Annotated in this window: 13 protein-coding genes; 7 read left to right on the top strand and 6 right to left on the bottom strand. The window is 71.4% G+C overall.

The features are described 5' to 3' along the window. Positions 1-10: 10 nt before the first annotated feature. Positions 11-2,338, bottom strand: a complete 2,328-nt coding sequence (locus tag NNJEOMEG_RS03805; RefSeq protein ID WP_235956822.1) for a heavy metal translocating P-type ATPase — start codon at positions 2,336-2,338, stop codon at positions 11-13. Positions 2,339-2,426: 88 nt separating this feature from the next. Between NNJEOMEG_RS03805 and cadR the strand changes: the two genes are divergently transcribed. After that, the gene (gene cadR, locus NNJEOMEG_RS03800) at positions 2,427-2,891 is read left to right on the top strand and encodes a Cd(II)/Pb(II)-responsive transcriptional regulator (protein WP_173081477.1); all 465 of its coding nucleotides are present in this window, start codon (positions 2,427-2,429) and stop codon (positions 2,889-2,891) included. 57 nt (positions 2,892-2,948) lie between these two features. Here the strand turns inward: cadR and NNJEOMEG_RS03795 are convergent, their stop codons facing one another. Then, entirely contained in the window at positions 2,949-3,428 is a 480-nt protein-coding gene (locus NNJEOMEG_RS03795; RefSeq protein WP_173081475.1) for a YbaK/EbsC family protein, read from the bottom strand. A 239-nt stretch (positions 3,429-3,667) separates the two neighbouring features. On the opposite strand from NNJEOMEG_RS03795, the gene NNJEOMEG_RS03790 reads away from it, so the two are divergent. The 6 genes from NNJEOMEG_RS03790 to purT all read left to right on the top strand — a co-directional run bounded on the left by NNJEOMEG_RS03790 (position 3,668) and on the right by purT (position 8,712). Continuing rightward, the gene (locus NNJEOMEG_RS03790) at positions 3,668-4,288 is read left to right on the top strand and encodes an Lcl C-terminal domain-containing protein (RefSeq protein WP_173081472.1); all 621 of its coding nucleotides are present in this window, start codon (positions 3,668-3,670) and stop codon (positions 4,286-4,288) included. Positions 4,289-4,315: 27 nt separating this feature from the next. Then, the gene (locus NNJEOMEG_RS03785) at positions 4,316-4,681 is read left to right on the top strand and encodes a hypothetical protein (RefSeq protein ID WP_173081470.1); all 366 of its coding nucleotides are present in this window, start codon (positions 4,316-4,318) and stop codon (positions 4,679-4,681) included. An 85-nt stretch (positions 4,682-4,766) separates the two neighbouring features. Continuing rightward, positions 4,767-5,159, top strand: coding sequence for an MbtF (locus NNJEOMEG_RS03780; protein ID WP_217270474.1), 393 nt, complete (start codon positions 4,767-4,769; stop codon positions 5,157-5,159). Between the two features lie 168 nt (positions 5,160-5,327). Next, the gene (locus NNJEOMEG_RS03775) at positions 5,328-6,791 is read left to right on the top strand and encodes a metallophosphoesterase (protein WP_173081468.1); all 1,464 of its coding nucleotides are present in this window, start codon (positions 5,328-5,330) and stop codon (positions 6,789-6,791) included. Positions 6,792-7,062: 271 nt separating this feature from the next. After that, complete coding sequence (locus tag NNJEOMEG_RS03770) at positions 7,063-7,437, top strand: PAS domain S-box protein (RefSeq protein WP_173081463.1); 375 nt, start codon at positions 7,063-7,065, stop codon at positions 7,435-7,437. Between the two features lie 93 nt (positions 7,438-7,530). Continuing rightward, the gene (purT, locus tag NNJEOMEG_RS03765; protein WP_173081461.1) at positions 7,531-8,712 is read left to right on the top strand and encodes a formate-dependent phosphoribosylglycinamide formyltransferase; all 1,182 of its coding nucleotides are present in this window, start codon (positions 7,531-7,533) and stop codon (positions 8,710-8,712) included. A gap of 150 nt (positions 8,713-8,862) precedes the next feature. On the opposite strand, the gene nudC is transcribed toward purT, so the two are convergent. The 4 genes from nudC to NNJEOMEG_RS03745 form a co-directional block, all read right to left on the bottom strand. Beyond that, on the bottom strand, positions 8,863-9,696 hold the full coding sequence (gene nudC / locus NNJEOMEG_RS03760) for an NAD(+) diphosphatase (RefSeq protein ID WP_173081459.1): 834 nt from the start codon (positions 9,694-9,696) through the stop codon (positions 8,863-8,865). Between the two features lie 97 nt (positions 9,697-9,793). Next, complete coding sequence (locus tag NNJEOMEG_RS03755) at positions 9,794-10,306, bottom strand: hypothetical protein (RefSeq protein ID WP_173081457.1); 513 nt, start codon at positions 10,304-10,306, stop codon at positions 9,794-9,796. Positions 10,307-10,344: 38 nt separating this feature from the next. Beyond that, positions 10,345-11,523 (bottom strand): sensor histidine kinase, encoded by a 1,179-nt coding sequence (locus NNJEOMEG_RS03750; protein WP_173081455.1) that lies wholly within the window; start codon positions 11,521-11,523, stop codon positions 10,345-10,347. A gap of 281 nt (positions 11,524-11,804) precedes the next feature. Further along, positions 11,805-13,925, bottom strand: a complete 2,121-nt coding sequence (locus NNJEOMEG_RS03745; RefSeq protein WP_173081453.1) for a molybdopterin-containing oxidoreductase family protein — start codon at positions 13,923-13,925, stop codon at positions 11,805-11,807. Between the last annotated feature and the right edge of the window lie 110 nt (positions 13,926-14,035).

The raw sequence follows: 14,035 nt of genomic DNA, 5'->3' as shown, positions 1-14,035 counted from the left end.
TCCGCCCCGCTCAGGGCCGGATGCGCAGCAGGCGCAGGCCGTTGAAGATCACGAAGAGCGAGGTGCCCAGGTCCGCCAGGATGGCCGTCCAGAGCGTGGCCATCTGGAGCCCCGCCAGGGCGAGGAAGACCGCCTTCACGCCCAGGGCCACGGCGATGTTGGCCTTCACCGTGCCCAGGGCGCGCCGCGAGTGCCGCACCAGCCAGGGCAGCTTGGAGAGGTCGTCGGACATGAGGGCCACGTCCGCCGTCTCGATGGCCGCGTCGCTCCCGGCAGCGCCCATGGCCACGCCCAGGTGCGCGGCGGCCAGGGCCGGGGCGTCGTTCACGCCGTCGCCCACCATGGCCACCCTGCGGCCCGATGCCGCCAGCTCCGCCACCGCGCGGGCCTTGTCCTCGGGCAGAAGCTCCGCCCGGAAGTCCGTCACCCCGGCCTGGGCCGCGATGCGGGCCGCCGCGCGGGGGTTGTCTCCCGTGAGCATCACCACCTGGGCCACGCCCTCCGCCAGGAGGCGGCGCACCGCATCGGCCGCCTGGGGGCGCGCCTGGTCCTCCACCGAGAGACAGCCCAGGACCTTCTCCCGCGACCACGCGAACACCACCGTCCCGGCCGAGGCTTCGGCCTGGGCCAGGGCGCGGGCGAGTTCAGGGGATTCCGGGGCGTCGCCGCTCTCGGCCAGGAAGCGGGCGTTGCCCAGGGTCCATTGGGTCGCGTCGATGACCCCGCGCACCCCCAGGCCTGGACGCGACCGCACGTCCTGCGCCGCGACGGGCGCTACGCCCCGGGATGCCGCGTGCTCCAGGACGGCCCGGGCCACCGGGTGGCTGCTGCGGGCCTCCAACCCGGCGGCCACGGCCAGAAGTTCCCGCTCCGACACGCCCTCGAAAGGCCGGGCTTCCGTCACGGCCGGGCGGCCCAGGGTCAGCGTGCCGGTCTTGTCCAGGGCCACGGCGTCCAGTGTGGCGGGAATCTCCAGGAAGGCCCCGCCCTTCACCAGCACCCCGTTGCGCGCCGCCGAGGCCAGGGCCGTCACCATGCTCACGGGCGTGGAGATCACCAGGGCGCACGGGCAGGAGATCACCAGGATCACCAGCCCTTCGTAGAACCAGCGGCCCCATTCGCCGCCCAGGAAAAGCGGCGGGACCACGGCGAAGAGCGCCGCCACGCCCATCATCACCGGCGTGTACACCGCCGCGAAGCGTTCCACCCATTGCACCGAGCGGGCGCGGCGGGAGCGGGCCTCCTCCACCATGCGCAGGATGCGCGCCAGGGTGGACTGGGCGGCCGGGCGAGTGGTCTCCACCTCCAGCGCGCCTTCGGTGTTCACGGAGCCAGCGAACACGGGGTCGCCGGGTCCCTTGGCCACGGGGATGGACTCCCCCGTGACGGGCGACTGGTCCACGGCCGAGGCCCCGGCGCGCACCACGCCGTCCAGGGGGATGCGGTCGCCCGGCCGCACGAGCACGCGGCTGCCCGGGGCCACCTGACCCACGGGGGTCTCCACGGGCAGCGGGTTGGGCGGAACGATCACCAGGGCAGTCTCGGGGGCCAGGGCCAGGAGGGCCTGCAAGGCGTCGCGGGCGCGGCCCACGCTCCAGGCTTCAAGCTGGTTGGCCAGGGCGAAGAGGAAGGCCACCGAGGCCGCTTCGGAGTGTTCGCCCACGGCCACGGCCCCCGCCACGGCCACGGTCATGAGCAGGTTCATGTCCGGGCGCAGCGTCACGAGCGAGCGCCAGGCCCGGGGCAGCACGTGCCACACCCCGCAGGCCACGGCCGCGAGCCACAGGGCCTTGGCCGAAAGGGGCGCGTCCCCGCTCTCGCGGAACACGGCCCAGAGGTCGCCCTGGGCCAGGGTGGCCAGGGTCAGCCCGGCGATCCAGAAGATTCCCGAGGCCAGGCAGAGCGCCTCGCGCCCCCGGCGCGCCCAGAACCCCGTGCCGGTGGAGCAGGCCCCCCCGCAGCAGGCGCAGGAGGGCAGGCCCCGCGCCGGGCCTCCCTGCTCTCCGTCGGCACGGGATCCCGTTTCCGGGCGGCTGGTCGTCAGGCTCACGAGAGCGGGCCTCGGTCGCGCAGATCCGGTCAGGTCCACGGTGTCGGCGTCCGGTTCCCAGAACCCGGCCGACGCCACGGGCACGATCCGCAGGCCCGTTCCTGCCATGGCCCGGGCCACCTGGTCGGGGGAGACGGGCAGTCCGGTGAGGTCCACGCGCGCCTCGCGGCGCAGGGTGTCGAAGGAAAGGCGGTCTGGTCCGCCGAGGAGGGGTTCCAGGGCGCGGGCTATGCTTGCTGCCTCTTCCGGGCAGTCCATGTCCGGGATGCGGTACGTCGGGATGGTCATGGGGCTCCTTCGCGCGGCCCGGGGCTTCGCGCTTGCGCGAGGAGACACCCTGAAGTAACTATAGGGTCAAGACGTTTCGGAGGAATCCATGCGCATCGGGGAACTGGCCCGTCAGGCGGGCTGCACGGTGGAGACCGTGCGCTACTACGAACGCGAGGGGCTCCTGGACCCGCCCGAGCGCGGAGAGAACAACTACCGGCTCTACGGTCGCGACCATCTGGAGTCCCTGCGTTTCGTGCGCAACTGCCGGGTGCTGGAGATGAGCCTGGAGGAGATCCGGGCGCTCGCGGACCTGCGGCGCGACCCGGGCAAGGACTGCGGCGGGGTGAACCAGCTCCTGGATGCGCACATCGCCCACGTGACCGAGCGCATCGGGCGTCTGGAGACCCTGCGCGGCCAGCTCACGGCCCTGCGCGGGCTGTGCGACCGGGTGGCCCCGCTGGGCGACTGCGCCATCCTGCGCGAGCTGAGCGCCGTCCAGGAGGCGCGGGAGCCCGGGGCGGGCGCGGCCAGCCACGTGCGCGGCGCGCACGCCGCCTGCCGCAAACCCTGAGCGCCCGGCCGCACGGCGTGCGGGCCGCACCGAGCTTCCCGGCGCGCACCGGGACCGTCAGGAGGCCTCGGGCGCGGGGACCACGCACACGTCCACCCACTCGCCGCCCGTGACGCGCTCCAGCTCCTCCAGGGTGAGGCGCACGGCGTTGTCCGGGGCTCCGGCGGCGGGATAGACCGGGTCGTAGGCCTTGAGGCTCTCGTCCAGGCAGACGCGCACGCCCTCCTTGAGGGCGAAGGGGCACACCCCGCCGGCGGGATGCCCCACCAGCCCGGGGAGGTCCCCGGCCTGGGGAAAGCGGGCCTTCTCACCGAAAAAAGCCTTGAATTTCGCATTGTTCAGACGGGCGAGGCCCATGGCCACCACCACCACCGGCCCCCTCCCCGTGGCGAAGGCCAGCGTCTTGGCGATGCGCCCCTCTTCACAGCCCAGGGCCTGGGCTGCCAGGGCCACGGTGGCGCTGGAGGTCTCGCAGCGCACGAAGCGATGGGCCAGTCCGTGGGCCTCAAGCTGGGCCAGCACGTCATCCACTCCCATGATGTCCTCCTCGGGTGTTCCCGGCGGGTGCTCCCGCCCGGGCAGGCACGGGAGATTGGACCAAGCTGCCGCCGGGCGCAAGCATCCCGTGACGCGCCGCCCCGAAGCCATGCCCGATCGAGATATTTCCCTTGTCAGCGCCCCGGAAATGTTGGCAAATGTGTCCGCGACCCTTCACGGCCAGCGCCAGCGCCAGCGCCCGAGAGCGGGAGCTGACGCTCATACGGCGGAGTCATTCCATGCAGCGAGCACTCATTCCACGCGCCTCGGCGCTGTTCTTTGCCCGGACGGCGTTCCTGAGCCTGGCGCTCCTGATCGGCCTGTCGCGATCGGCCCCGGCCCAGGATGCCCCCGGGGAGCGCATGTCGCAAGGCGCTTCGCTGTCGGGGGGGCGCTCCGACGCGGCGGCTCCCGCGCCCCAGGCCGCCCCCCAGCAGCGGCCCCAGAGCGGCGGGCGCTACGCGCTCACCGCCTGCGGATCCATCGTGGACTCGGCCACCGGGCTTGAATGGTTCGTGGGCCCCGACGAGACTCTGACCTGGGACCGGGCCGCGGCCTGGGTCCGCTCGCTCGGGGCGTGCGGGGGCGGGTGGTCCATGCCCTCCGTGAGCCAGCTCCTGGCGCTTTACGAGTCCGGCAAAACCGCCGGCACAGGCTTTTTCCTCAACGGCAAGCGCTGGCCCGCCCGCATGGACCCGGTGTTTTCGGGCATCGGGGAGGGCTCCTGGGTCTGGTCCGGCGAGGAGGCGTCCGGGAGCGCCGCCCGGTCCGTCAATTTCAACCAGGGCAAGGAAGTGCGTTACGACAAGTTCAACACGCAGTACACCACGCGGGCCTTCGCAGTACGGCGGGCGAGGTAGGGCTGGAAACTTCAGGAGAGCCGATTCATGGAGATTGTATACAATCACTGGACCGGACATCCTTCCCAACTGAACCCGACCCACTGCCTCGGGGCCTACCTGAGGGCGGACGAGCATCACCACGTCAAGGTGGGCATCACCAACAATCCCGAGGTAAGGGCCAGCCAGCACGCGGCGGACATGACCTGGGGCAAGATGGTGGTGATCTATGAGACCACCAGTCTGGGCTACGTACGCCAGGTGGAAAGTCAGCTTGTCGATCATCTGCGAACTCGCTGCACTGCCACCTGCAACGGAGCCAATGCAGTGGGTGGAGGGGGCGGAAACTACGGCGAAGGCCCCTATTATGTATACATTCTCTTTTCCAAGAAATGGAATTTGCGCCAAGCATGAGGCGTACGTGTCCACTGTCAGCCATGGAATTCCGTTTTGGTGCGCGGTAGACGTGTTGTTGTAACGTGAAAGGAGGGTAACGCGGTTGAAAAAGGTTTTGCTCGTGGCATTCGTGCTGTTGCTGGCCGCTTCCTGCAAACAGGCCAACATGGAACCCGGCGGACCGGAGCTCTCCGTGTCCTTCAGGTTCGAGAAGGGCCACCGTTGCGCGAGCGTTTCGCCCGAGTTGCGCATCGCCAACGTGCCGCCCGGAACCAAGTCCTTCGACATCCGCCTCAAGGACCGTGACGTGCCCACCTGGAACCATGGCGGCGGCAAGGTCCCCAACGACGGTTCGGGCGTGATCGGGGAGGGCGCTTTGTCCTCCTACAACGGCCCCTGCCCGCCTTCGGGCTCCCACGTGTACGAGTTCACCGTGCAGGCCCTGGACGCGGGCGGCGCGGTCCTGGCCACCGGCCGGGCGAAACAGAGCTTCTAGTGTCGCGATTTTGAAAAACATGAAGATGTTTTTCAAAATGAAAGCCAATGGTTTTAGCTGGTTGTCTTGACAGTCCTTGTGGGCGGATATTGAGGACGCAACACTAGAACAAGATGACGCGCGCGGGCCGGAGGGCATCCGGCCCGCGCGCCAGCACACGGAGGGCACATGATCCGCCTCAAGCACGACGCGCATCCGGACCGCAGGACCTTCCTGCGCCTGCTCCTCTCGGGTCTTGGGGCCGGGGCCGCCGCCCTGGCCGTCCCGCCCCTGGGCCTGGCCGCGAAACCCGGCGACCCGGCCGTGCTCTGCACCGAGGGCGACCCGGCCTCCTTCACGGCCTCCGATCCCGCGAGCCGGGGGCGCTTCCTGATCTTCTCCGATGTGCACTTCGACCCCTTCGCCGACCCCTCCCGCGTGAAGGCCCTGGCCGCCGCCCCGGCGGGGAGCTGGCGGGAGATCCTGGCCGCGCCCGGACAGGGCCTCGGCCCCTACGGCAAGGACACCGGCGACGCCCTCTTCCAGTCCTTCCTGGACGACATGGCCCGCCGCCTCCCGGACCCGGACTTCCTGCTCTTCCCCGGCGACATGCTCTGCCACGATTTCTGGACCCTCTATCCCCGCCTCTCCGGCGACGCCTCGCCCCAGGGCCTGCTGGCCTTCATCGCCAAGACCGCCGAATACTTCCTGACCGAGGTGACCCGTCGCTTTCCCGGCGCGTCGCTCTATCCGGCCCTGGGCAACAACGACAGCGCCGAGGGCGATTACGGCATCGCGCCGCAAAGCCCCTTCCTCTTGGCCACGGCCCCCCTGGCCGCGCGCCTGGCCCTCAAGGACGACGCCTCCCGGGCGCGCTTCCTGGAATCCTACCCCCGGCTGGGCTGCTATTCCCTGACCCTGCCCGGACCGGCCGGGGCGCGCCTCGTGGTGTTCAACAACATCTTCTGGACCAAACGCTCGCCCCACCAGGACGCCGGAGCGGCCGTGCGGGACTTCCTGGAGCGCGAGCTGGACGCGGCCGCGCGACAGGGCGTGAAGGTCTGGCTCATGGGGCACGTGCCGCCCGGGGACAACACCAAGGCCACGGCCACCAAGTTCCGCAAGACGGGCAAGGACGTCTACGATCCGCTGCTCACGGGCGGCTGGTCCGGGGTGCACGCGGAGCTTCTGGTGAGACACGCCGACACGGTGCGCGCCAGCCTGGCGGGCCACGTGCACCGCGACGAGTTCCGGCTTGTCTCGCCCTGGCCCGGGGAGGCCCCGGTGTCCGCCCTGCGCATGGCCCCTTCCATCTCGCCCATCACGGGCAACAACCCGGGCTACCAGGTGTACGCCTACGACAGGCGGACCATGGACCTCCTGGACCAGACCACCCACTACCTGGACCTGGGCGCGCAGAGCCCGGCCTGGGCCGAGGAATACGTCTGGTCGCGCGCCTACGGCCGGGGTCTGCGCGCCCCCAAGGACTGGCAGGAGATGTACCAGGAACTGCTCACCTGTCCGGAGCGGCGCGCAGCCTTCGCCCGGGGCTTCGACCTGCGCAGCCGCCACGTGCGCGAGGTGACGCGGCGCACCTTCCCCGTGGTCTGGGACTCTCTCGGCCTGAGCCCGGGCGGCCCCGCCGGGACGTAGCCCGCCGTCCGGCCGCCCGGCCCGGCGGCCCGGGCGTCTGGCCGATCAAACCGGCCGTCCTGTGCGATTGCCCGTCAATGCCTGGCCAAACCGCCAGCCCGGCCCTGCGGTCGTGCCTCTCAAACCGGCCGTCCGGCCCGGCCGTGCGCCCCAACGAGTCGGAAGGGCGGCGTTGTATGCCCGGGCTTTCTCGTCTACATTGCCCGCGCCGCGCGGTGCGGCCGGTCTTCCCGCCGCGCGGCGAATCCCTCCCAAGAGAGCGCAAAGCACCATGGACCATTCCGGACCGGCGGACATCGATGCCTATTACCGCCTCCATCGTTTCGCCTACCTGCCCGACGGCGTGAGCATCACCACCACGTTCGGGGAGTTCGTGAAGGTCAACGAGGCCTTCTGCAAGGCCTCCGGCTACGCCGCCGAGGAGCTTCTCGGAAAATGCTGGGGAGCGCTGGACCTCTGGGCCGACCACGTGCAACGCGCGGACTACCTCGACCGGCTCGGCAAGTGCCGCTGCGTCTCCCACTTCCCCGCGGGGCTGGTGCACCGGGACGGGAGCGTGCGCCAATGCCTGCTCACGGGCACGGTGGTCGCGGTCGGAGGCAGGCTCTACGTGGTGACCATCGGGCGCGACGTCACCTGCTCCTGAAGCGGCCCTGTCCGGGCGACAGGCGGGAAATTGTCCTCCGGGGCGCTTGGGTGTAGGGTCGCTCGTCCATCAACACACCGCCAGGAGGCCTTCATGACGCGCATCGGCACCCCGCTCACCCCTTCCGCCACCAGACTTCTGCTGCTGGGCGCGGGCGAACTCGGCAAGGAAGTGGCCATCGAGGCCCAGCGCCTGGGCGTGGAGGTCATCGCCGTGGACCGCTACCCCGACGCGCCCGCCATGCAGGTGGCCCACCGCTCCCACGTGGTGAGCATGCTCGACGCGCAGGCCCTGCGCCGCATCATCGAGGCCGAGCGACCGCACCACATCGTGCCCGAGATCGAGGCCATCGCCACCGAGGAACTCCTGAAACTGGAAGCCGAAGGCTACCAGGTGACGCCCACGGCCCGGGCCGCCCGCCTGACCATGGACCGCGAGGGCATCCGCCGCCTGGCCGCCGAGGAACTGGGCCTGGCCACCTCGCCCTACCGCTTCGCGGACACGCGCGAGGAGTTCCTGGCCGCCTGCGGGGAGATCGGCTTCCCCTGCGTGGTCAAACCCGTGATGTCCTCCTCGGGCAAGGGCCAGAGCGTGGCCCGCGACGAGGCCCAGGCCCAGGCAAGCTGGGACTACGCCCAGACCGCCGGGCGCGCCGGGGCCGGGCGCGTGATCGTGGAAGGCTTCGTGGACTTCGACTACGAGATCACCCTGCTCACCGTGCGCCACGCCGGGGGCACGAGCTTCTGCGAGCCCATCGGCCACCGCCAGGAGAAGGGCGACTACCGCGAATCCTGGCAGCCGCACCCCATGAGCCCCAAGGCCCTGGCCGAGGCCCGGCGTATGGCGGAGGCCGTCACGGCGGCTCTCGGCGGGCGCGGACTCTTCGGGGTGGAGCTCTTCGTGAAGGGCGAGCGCGTGCTCTTCTCCGAGGTGTCGCCCAGGCCGCACGACACGGGCATGGTCACGCTCATCTCCCAGGACCTTTCGGAATTCGCCTTGCACGTGCGGGCCATCCTGGGCCTGAGCGTGCCGGGCGTGCGCCTCTACGGCCCGGCGGCCTCCCGGGTGATCCTGGCCGAGGGCGACTCGGCCGCGCCCTCCTTCGAGATCGACCCCCGGGCGCTGGAAGAGCCGGACACTTCCCTACGCCTCTTCGGCAAGCCTGAGGTGAAGGGCCTGCGCCGCATGGGCGTGGCCCTGGCCCTGGGCCAGGGCGTGGAGGAGGCCAAGGAGAAGGCCGTGCGCGTCGCCTCCCTGGTGACGGTGAAGCTCTAGCGGTCTGTTCAACAGGTTGCTAGCGGAACAAAGGGCATCGCCGGTTCCCGCCGCCTGCGCGCCGTGCGCGGGCGGCGTGCGGGACGCGGCCGGGTCCGGCCGTCCGCGCGCCTTGTGGCCGGGCCTGCCCCGCGCGGCGGGAAGCGCGCCTCAGACCTCGCCGTTGCGGAAGGCCTGGATCATGTCCCAGGTGAGGCTGAAGCGCGGCTCGTCGCCGGGAATCTCCGCGCGCGGCGTCCAGAGGGCCTCGGACAGCTCGCCGGAGCCCAGGTCCACGGCCGGGTCGCCCGCCAGGTCCGCGAAGAAGCCCATGAGCAGCGACTGGGAGAAGGCCCAGGGCTGGCTCTTGTAGTAGCGGGGATTGGCCACGCGCAGCCCCGTCTCCTCCAGCACCTCGCGGGCAAGGGCCTGCTCCAGGGTCTCCCCCGCCTCCACGAACCCGGCCACCAGCCCCTGCCCCTTGTATTCCCCCGTGGCGTTGCGCACCAGCAGGAGCGCGTCGCCGTGGCGCACCCCCACCATCACCACCGGCGAGATTCTCGGATACTTCACCATACCGCACGCCGGGCAGCGCAGGGCGCGCTCGTCCTCCTTGGGCAGCATGGGCGCGGCGCAGAGTCCGCAGTGGCGGTTGTGGGCGTACCAGGAGGCCAGGTGGCAGGCCGTGGCGGCGGCGAAGGCCATGTGCCCGGGGGCCAGGCCGCGCACGCTCCGGCAGGGGGCGTAGGCCAGGCCCGGGCCTTCCTCGCGCGCCCCGGGCGCGTAGCGGAAGGCCGTGTCGCCCAGGGAGAACAGATAGATGCTGGAGCGCGCCGCGTCGCCGGGCTCGGGGAACAGGTCCCCGGCGACGGGCAGAGCGGGCGCGCCGCCGTGGTCGGCCAGCAGGATGCGCTGCTTCTTCAGGAAAACCATGCGGTCGTGGCCGCGCGGGGCGGCGTGCTCGGGCGTGTAGGCGATGCGGTGGGGGTCGATGTCCTGGAACATGGGCGGTCCTTGACGTGGAGTGCGCGCGCGGGTTTCCCGGTACGGGCCTCCCTGTGTGCGCCCTGCCGGGACGGGCGTCAAGGCGCTCCGGGCGAATTCAGGGCTTGGGCGCGGGCTCCACGGCGACCACGGGGCGCAGGTTCCCGCGCTCCAGGGCGAAACGCACGCGCCAGGCTGTCTGGCGCGTGACGATGTTCTGGCGGGCGTCCATGGCGTCCTCCTCCGCCAGGATGAGCACGCTGTCGCCCGGCCCGCAGGAGAGCCCGAGCACGCGGCGCACGTTGAGCCCGGTCTTCCAGACGAAGGAGCGCTCCGCGAGGTCCAGGCGCAGGTAGAGGAAGGCCCCGTTCATGGCCGGGTCGCCGCCGCCCGTCTCGAAGACGATCACCGAGGGGCCGTCGGAAGGGCACTGCGCGCGGTGCATGGCCTGGACCGAGGCGAGCAGGGCGTAGCCGTCGCTTTCGGGCAGGGCCTCCACGCTCCGGGCCGCCGCCGGGAAGGCAGACGGCACGCGCAGGAAGGCCGCCAGGAGGAGGGCCGCCGCGAGGGCGCGCAACGGCGCGGGCTTGGAGTTTCGGGACTCGGCGGCGGGGAGCATGGCGGGGGGCATGGCGTCTCCTTGGGATGGCGTCCGGCGCGGGCGGGGGGTCAGGCCTCGCGGACGCGGGCGTCCGGGAGCGGCAGGGTCACGGTCACGCGGGTTCCTCGCTCTTGGGAGCTGTCGCACCGGATGTCCCCCCCGTGGGCCCTGGCGATGAGCCGGGCGCTGTAGGTGCCCAGGCCGGTGCCGCCGGGCTTGCCGGACGTGGCGTATTTTTCGAAGAACCTCTCCCGCATGTCGGGGGGGACTTCGCCCGGGTTGTGCACGCTGAGTTGCAGCGCGCCAGGACCGGCCCACGCCTCCACGCGCACGGTCCCCCCCGGGGGGGTGGCTTCCACGGCGTTCTTGACGAGGTTCGAGGCCATGTCAAAGACCAGGGTTTCGTCCCCGAAAAAGAGGGTGTCGGTCTCCAGGGGGCCGGGGCGGGCATCCAGCGTCACGTGGACGTTTCTGCACGCGGTGAGCGGGTTCAGGGAGCCGATGACGTCCCGGAGCAGCAGGGACATGGAGAAGCGCGCCGGTTCCGGCTTGAAGAGGCCCTGTTCGAGCAGGGCGAACTTGTCGCCGGAGTCCACGAGGTTGATCACGTGGCGGACGGCGCGCAAGAGGCCCGGGATCAGCGGCCGGAGCTCGTCGTCGATGCCGTCGGCCAGGGCGAGCTGGGCGAGTCCGTGCAGCCCGGCCAGGGGGGACTTGATGTCGTGGCGGATGACCCGCTCGACCTCCTGCCGGAACTTCTCGTCGCGCTTGCGCTGCGTCACGTCGAAGCAGTAGCCGATGTAGCCCGCGAAGAGCCCGTCGATGTCCTTGAAGGGGCAGCCGATGTCCAGGATCCAGCGGTATTCGCCGTCGTGGCGGCGCAGCCTGTATTCCATCTCGAAGAATCTGCGGGCGTGGAAGGCGTCGAGATAGGTCTTCAGGCAGCGGTCGAAATCCTCGGGGTGCACGCCCTCGGCCCAGCCGTCGCCCAGTTCCTGGCTCAGCTCGCGCCCGGTGAAGGCCAGCCAGGTGGCGTTGAACCAGTCGCACCGAGCGTCCTTGCCCGCGCGCCAGATCAGGGCCGGGGCCTCGTCCAGGATGGTCAGGTAGAAGTCCGCTCCTTCCGTGGCGCGCTTGAGGTCCACGCCCGAGGGGGCCGCGAGGCCCTGCTCAAGGTCCTTGACGCGCCTGCGCAGGGCCACGATTTCCGCCGCGAGCTCTTCCCGCGATTTGTCCTGTTCGCTCATGCCGTCCTCCCTGGCGGGGCGGCCGCCTGGCCGCGCGCGGCGGCGGGGCGAGGCTCCGGAGGACGGCGTTTGGAGGTTCTCGCGGTTCGTCCGCGCAGGGCGTCGCGGCCGGGACAGGCCCCGGACCGGTGTCGCCTCCGTCCGGGCCGGTGAGGATGCCAGGGGGAGGTGGAACATTCTTGTCATAGTTTCAGGCGATATGACAAGACGAACCAAGACATCGCGCGAGGATTCCTTGCACGCGCCTGGGCCGCGCCCGGTGGTGGCGCGCGGGGCGTGGCTCAGGCCCGCTCCAGCCTGCACAGGCCGCACTTGAGGGGTTCGGCCCCGCAGTCCGGGTCGAAGTGTTCGTGGCCGAAGAGCATGTTGGCGTTGTTCTCCTTCCAGCCCGGGTCCAGGGGGCCGCGCTCCGGGAACCACCAGCCGTGGTCGGCGCTGACCACGTCGGGGGCGAGCCCTTCGTCCAGGGCCACCACGAAGCGCGCCCGGCCGTGGGGCGTGACCACGAAGGCCGCGTCCCCGCCGGAGAGGCCGCTACGCGCGGCGGCCTCGGGGTGGACGGCCACCAGCGGCTCGGGCCGCAGGCGGCGCAGGGGCTCGATCTGCCTGCCCTCGGAGTGGAAGAAGGGCTGGACCTTGCAGCCGGTCATGAGGATGAGGGGATAGTCCCGCGCGAGGTCCGGCCGGGAAACGGGCGACAGGGGCGGCTCCACGTAGGCGGGCAGGGCCGGGCGACCGGCCCCGGCCAGGACGCGGCTGGCCAGGTCCACCTTGCCGCCCGGGGCCGGAAAGCCCTCGGTCTCGTGCTTGCGGTAGCGCATCTCGCCCAGGAGGACGCCCTTGTCCGCGAACTCCTCGAAGCTCATGCCCGAGGGCTCCAGCAGCCAGGCGAGGTAGGCCTCCCAGTCGGCCCAGGGGAAGGCCTCGTGGAGCCCCAGGCGGCGGGCCAGGTGGAGCATCACGGCGCGGTCGTCGCGCGCCTGGCCGACCTGGGCCGTCTTGCGCCGGGCCAGCACGCACCAGATCTTGTGGAAATACACCACGTCGTCCTGCTCCAGCCAGTGGGCGGCCGGGAGCACCAGGTCGCAGAGGGCGGCCGTGGGGGTCAGGAAGAGGTCCGAGGCCACGGTGAACTCGATGTGTTCGCGCAGGGCTTTCTCGATCACGTCGCCGCGCGTGGCCGTGAGCAGGGGGTTCGTGCCCACCAGCCAGAGGGCGCGCGGACGGTAGGGCCGCCCGGTCAGGCAGGCCTCCCAGAAGGTGGGCTGGTGGCAGCCCGGACCGAAGGGAAAACGCCCGGCCCCGATCATGCGGGCCTTCTGTTCCGGCGTGAGAAACTGCATGCCCAGCTGGGCCTTGTCCTCCTGCGGGGACTTGCAGCGCACCCCGGCGGGCGCGACCCAGCGCACCATGCCGCCGGGCACGTCCAGGCTCCCGGTCACGGCCATGAGCGAGAGCAGCGCCCGGGCGGTCTGGAAGGCGTTGACGCTGGTGTCGATGCCGTTGCCCCAGAGCACGGCGCACGGCCCGTCCGCGGCCAGGGCCCGCGCGGCCCGGCGGATGGCCTCCGCGGGGACCCGGGTGATGGGCTCGGCCCATTGGGGGCTCAGGGGGATGAGGTGCTCGCGCAGCTCGGGGAAGCCGTTGCAATGGGCCTCCACGAAGGCCTTGTCGTGGAGGTTCTCCCCCACGATCACGTGGAGCAGGGCCAGGGCCAGGGCGCATTCGGTTCCCGGGCGCAGGCGCAGGTGGATGTCGGCCTCGCGGGCCGTGGGCGTGGTCCGCGGGTCCGCGACGACGACGGACCGGGCCTTGCGCAGGGCCTTGGCGATCATTGCCCCGCACATTCCGTCGGCCGCGCCGGTCTCCATGGAGTTGCAGCCGAACACCAGGAAGCTGCCGGGCGTCGCGCCGCCCCGTCCGTAGATGTCCGCGATGGGCAGCCAGCCCACGGTCAGGGCCGAGGCGATGTTGCGGGGCAGGAAGCAGTTGTGGCCGGGGGAGACGAAGTTGGACGAGCCCAGGGCATGTATGAAGCGCCCGGTGAACTCGGTGTAGGGCCTGCCCGTGCCCTGGTGCAGGGCCAGGAACTCGGGGCCGGACTCGCGGCGCACCCGGTCGAAGGTTTCGGCCATGATCTCCAGGGCCTCGTCCCAGGAGACGGGCTCGAAGCGCCCCTCGCCGCGCGCGCCCACGCGCCGCAGGGGCGTGGCGAGGCGCTCGGGGTGGTGGAGGGTCCGGGCCGCGTGCGCGCCCTTGGGGCAGATGAAGCCCCGGCTGGTGGGGCTCTCCGGGTCCCCGGCGATGCGGAGCACGCGGCCCTGGGCGTCCAGGTGCACGAGCACTTGGCACACCCCGTGGCAGCCCCGGCACGACGTGCGCACGATGCGAGCGGAGTCCATGCGTTGCCTCCCTGTTCCGGCGCGAAGACGCCCGCCCTCGCGGGACGCCTTTCCTCGACTGTCGCACGTCCGGGGGGATTCGCCAACACCCCCGCCGGGTGGCGGACCGA

This window comes from Fundidesulfovibrio magnetotacticus, from assembly GCF_013019105.1.
In the GTDB taxonomy this organism is placed as follows: Bacteria; Desulfobacterota; Desulfovibrionia; order Desulfovibrionales; family Desulfovibrionaceae; genus Fundidesulfovibrio; species Fundidesulfovibrio magnetotacticus.
This window is presented reverse-complemented; position numbering and strand designations above follow the sequence as displayed.

Excerpts from the sequence above, each read along its gene's own strand:
- NNJEOMEG_RS03745 (WP_173081453.1), bottom strand. The coding sequence starts at position 13,925 with ATGGACTCCGCTCGCATCGTGCGCACGTCGTGCCGGGGCTGCCACGGG.
- NNJEOMEG_RS03795 (WP_173081475.1), bottom strand. The coding sequence starts at position 3,428 with ATGGGAGTGGATGACGTGCTGGCCCAGCTTGAGGCCCACGGACTGGCC.
- nudC (WP_173081459.1), bottom strand. The coding sequence starts at position 9,696 with ATGTTCCAGGACATCGACCCCCACCGCATCGCCTACACGCCCGAGCAC.
- NNJEOMEG_RS03755 (WP_173081457.1), bottom strand. The coding sequence starts at position 10,306 with ATGCCCCCCGCCATGCTCCCCGCCGCCGAGTCCCGAAACTCCAAGCCC.
- cadR (WP_173081477.1), top strand. The coding sequence starts at position 2,427 with ATGCGCATCGGGGAACTGGCCCGTCAGGCGGGCTGCACGGTGGAGACC.
- NNJEOMEG_RS03805 (WP_235956822.1), bottom strand. The coding sequence starts at position 2,338 with ATGACCATCCCGACGTACCGCATCCCGGACATGGACTGCCCGGAAGAG.
- NNJEOMEG_RS03790 (WP_173081472.1), top strand. The coding sequence starts at position 3,668 with ATGCAGCGAGCACTCATTCCACGCGCCTCGGCGCTGTTCTTTGCCCGG.
- NNJEOMEG_RS03750 (WP_173081455.1), bottom strand. The coding sequence starts at position 11,523 with ATGAGCGAACAGGACAAATCGCGGGAAGAGCTCGCGGCGGAAATCGTG.
- NNJEOMEG_RS03775 (WP_173081468.1), top strand. The coding sequence starts at position 5,328 with ATGATCCGCCTCAAGCACGACGCGCATCCGGACCGCAGGACCTTCCTG.
- NNJEOMEG_RS03770 (WP_173081463.1), top strand. The coding sequence starts at position 7,063 with ATGGACCATTCCGGACCGGCGGACATCGATGCCTATTACCGCCTCCAT.
- NNJEOMEG_RS03785 (WP_173081470.1), top strand. The coding sequence starts at position 4,316 with ATGGAGATTGTATACAATCACTGGACCGGACATCCTTCCCAACTGAAC.
- purT (WP_173081461.1), top strand. The coding sequence starts at position 7,531 with ATGACGCGCATCGGCACCCCGCTCACCCCTTCCGCCACCAGACTTCTG.